The sequence below is a fragment of the Armatimonadota bacterium genome, from assembly GCA_031459715.1.
Classification (GTDB): domain Bacteria; phylum Sysuimicrobiota; class Sysuimicrobiia; order Sysuimicrobiales; family Humicultoraceae; genus Humicultor; species Humicultor tengchongensis.
Genome location: JAVKIA010000069.1, coordinates 1 through 3,496 on the forward strand (window position 1 = coordinate 1; position 3,496 = coordinate 3,496).

The following is a 3,496-nucleotide window of genomic DNA, read 5'->3' on the forward strand; positions in this document are numbered from 1 at the left end:
CGTGGCACCTCTGCACCTCCCGGGCGCGGTAGGGTGGACGCTCCCATAAGGCGGCTGGCCGCCACAACCGCAGCCCGGACGTGGCGCTGCATATGGGCCAGGCGTGGTAGAACTCGGGCGCTCGGCCCCGAGATGCCCACGGCCGCAACGACCCGGCCGTCAGCGTCACACACGGGGCCGGCCACGCAGGCCACCCCCAGCTCGTGTTCTTCCCGGTCCACCGCGTATCCGGCCTCCCGCACCGCCGCCAGGGCCCCCCGTAGCTCCGCCGCCGTGGTGATGGTGTACGGGGTGAAGCGCCGCAGGCGCAACCGTCGGAGCAGGTCCTCCTGATCGGGCGCATATGCCAGCAGCACTTTGCCCACCGCGGTGCAGTGCAGCGGCACACGCTGGCCGATCTGCGTGAAGAGCTTGGTGATGTTCACGCTGACGATGTGGTCGATGTAGACCGCCTCGGTGTCGTGCAGGATCACGAGGTTGGCCGTCTCCCGCGAGCGCGCCGCGAGGGTAGCCAGCACGGGCCGCAGCCGGTCCCGCAGATCCGCTGCGGCCAGAAAGGCGTTCCCGACGCGGAAGGCCTGGATGCCCACGCGGTAGCGCCCTCCCGCGCTTTCCTGCTCCACGAAACCGCGGGCGCGTAGCGTGGCCAGCAGGCGATAGGTGGTGCTGGCATGCAGGCCGACCAGCTGGCTGACCTCCCGCAGGCCCAGGGGATGCCCGTGGTCAGCCACCACCTGCAGAATGCGCAGGGCGCGGTCGGCCGACTGGATCGGTCCGCTCACCCCGACACCTCCTCCTCGTCCCCGGGGGCGAGAGGGACGGGTGAACTGTGCGACCGAAGGGGAGCCAGACGCGGCAGGAGCAGCTCGGCCAGCGTTCCCGGGGGCCGCTCTTCCAGCCGGTAGAGCACGCGGACCACCGGGCGGGCGATGGCAAGAACGCGGCGCAGATCCACAGGGGTAGCGCAGACCACGACGTCGCAGGGGACGGCGGCGATGGTCGCAGCCAGGTCCGCCAGCTGCTCCTGGCCATAGCCCATGGCCGGCAGCACCGGCCCCAGCTGGGCGTAGCGAGCGTACACCTCTGCGATGGAACCCACCGCCCACGGGCGGGGGTCGACGATGACCGCCCCGCGCTCGCGAGCCGCCAGCGTCCCCGCGCCATAGCCCATCTCCCCGTGCGTCAGCGTGGGGCCATCCTCAATGACCAACACCCGCTTCCCGCGCAGCTGCTCGCCATTGTCCACCTCGATGACCAGAGAGCCTTCCACCACGGCAGCCGTGGGGTTGAGGGCGGCGATGGAATCGCGCACTGCCTGCAGAGCCGCGGGAGAGGCGGTGTTCACCTTACTGATCAGCACCACGTCAGCCATCCGCAGGTTGGCCTCACCGGGGTGATAGATTCGCTCGTGACCCGGGCGGTGTGGATCCACGACCACGATGTGGATATCCGGCCGGACGAAGGGGAGGTCGTTGTTGCCGCCTTCCCAGACGATCACGTCCGCCTCCTGCTCGGCCGCCGGCAGGATGCGCTGGTAGTCCACCCCGGCGTAGACGACAGTCCCCTGGGCGAGGTGGAGTTCATACTCCTCCCGCTCCTCCAGGGTGCAACGGTGGCGGTCCAGGTCCTCCCAGGAGGCAAACCGCTGGCATACCTGGGTGCTCAAGTCCCCATAGGGCATAGGGTGTCGGAGGATGACCGTGCGCCACCCGGCGCTGCGGAGGATCTGGACCACGCGGCGGGTGGTGGGGCTCTTCCCGGCTCCCGTACGCACGGCGCCCACCGAGATTACCGGCCGGGCCGCCGGGAGAGCGGTGCGCCGCGGACCGAGAAGGGTGAAGTCGGCTCCCGCGGCCAGAGCGGTGGAGGCTAGGTGCATGACGTGCTGGTGGCTAACGTCGCTATAGGCAAAGATTACTGTGTCGACTGTCTGGCGGTGGAGCAGTGCCGCAAGCTCCTCCTCGGGGACAATGGGGATGCCCTCCGGATAGAGGGGACCCGCCAGCTCGGGCGGGTAGCGGCGGCCGGCGATATTGGGGATCTGCGTGGCCGTAAACGCGACGACCTCGTACTCGGGGCGGTCGCGGAAGCAGACGTTGAAGTTGTGGAAGTCGCGCCCGGCGGCGCCCAGGATGACCACGCGCGTCCTCACGGTGCAGTTACCCCCAGGCGATCCACATCGCTCACGGCCTCCGCGAAGATTCCCAGGCCGGTGGCGAGGTCCTCGGCGCTCACGGTCAACGGCGGGATAAAGCGGATGACGTGTCCGGCGTAGCCGGCCGGGTACAGGATCAGCCCGCGGCGCAGGCAGCACTCCAGGACAGCTCGCACAGCCCTGCCTGAAGGCTGGCCGCCCCGCTGTGGATCGACGAACTCGATCCCGATCATCAACCCCTTGCCCCGCACCTCCCCGATGTGGGTCGAGTGCTGCGCCAGGTCCCGAAGCACCCTCCACGCTTCGGCGGCGCGTTGTCGGGCGTTCTCCAGCACGCCTTCCTCCCGGAAGACCTCCAGCGTGGCCACGGCGGCGGCGCAGGCCACAGGATTGCCGCCGAAAGTGGTGCCATGGGCACCGGCAGGCCAGCGGGCCATAAGCTCCGGGCGGGCGGCCACGGCGCTCAGGGGGAAGCCGGAGGCGATGGATTTGGAGAGCACCATGATGTCCGGGTCGACGCCAAAGGTCTGCGCCGCAAACATCTCCCCGGTGCGGCCGAATCCGGTCTGGATCTCATCAAAGATCAGCAGGATGCCATGTCGGTTGCACAGCTCTCGCAGTCGCGGCAGGAAATCTGGTGGCGGGACGACGTAACCGCCTTCGCCCAGGATAGGCTCCACGATCACCGCGGCCACTTCCTCTGGAGCCACCACATGGGTGAACAGCCGCTCCAGGCTCACCCACGGCTCGTCGCAGCATCCTTGCGGCAGGCGGTGGGGACAGCGGAAGCAGTAGGGATAAGGTACATGGTAGACGGAGGGAAGGAAGGGCTCGTAGTGCCGGCGGTATTTGACGGACGACGTGGTCACCGACGCCGCGCCGTAAGACCGTCCGTGAAAACCGCCGATGAACGCCACGATGGCCGGCCGGCCGCTGGTGTAGCGGGCCAGCTTCAGGGCGCCTTCCACAGCCTCGGTCCCGCCGTTGCTCCAGAAGAACGCGGTCAGCCCGCCGGGCATCACCTCTCCTAACGCCTCACACAGGCGGAGCACGGAATCGTAGAGGTACACACCCAGGGGGCCGTGGATCAGCGCCTCGAGCTGCGCCCGGGCCGCCGCCACCACCCGCGGATGGCCGTGACCGAGATTGCATGCGGCCATCCCCGAGACGAAGTCCAGGAAGCGGCGGCCGTCGGCGGTGTAGACGTAGCTGCCAGAGGCGCGGACGATGGGCAGGCAGGGCCAGTCCTCAGCCAAGCTGGGGGCGAGCCACTGGCGGACGCGCAGCAGACGCTCCGCGAAGTCGGCCATGGAAGAGCTTCGTTTTTCATTATACAATTCA

At 68.7% G+C, this 3,496-nt stretch carries 3 protein-coding genes; all 3 read right to left on the reverse strand.

Translation table 11 applies throughout. The features are described from left to right. On the reverse strand, nucleotides 1–782 hold a 782-nt coding region (locus QN152_13720), incomplete at its 3' end, for an IclR family transcriptional regulator (GenBank protein ID MDR7540560.1). Continuing rightward, nucleotides 779–2,152, reverse strand: coding sequence for a cyclic 2,3-diphosphoglycerate synthase (locus tag QN152_13725; GenBank protein ID MDR7540561.1), 1,374 nt, complete (start codon nucleotides 2,150–2,152; stop codon nucleotides 779–781). The genes QN152_13725 and QN152_13720, both read right to left, overlap by 4 nt. Further along, the gene (locus tag QN152_13730; GenBank protein ID MDR7540562.1) at nucleotides 2,149–3,465 is read right to left on the reverse strand and encodes an aspartate aminotransferase family protein; all 1,317 of its coding nucleotides are present in this window, start codon (nucleotides 3,463–3,465) and stop codon (nucleotides 2,149–2,151) included. Before QN152_13730 ends, QN152_13725 begins: the two co-directional genes overlap by 4 nt. Nucleotides 3,466–3,496 lie beyond the last annotated feature (31 nt).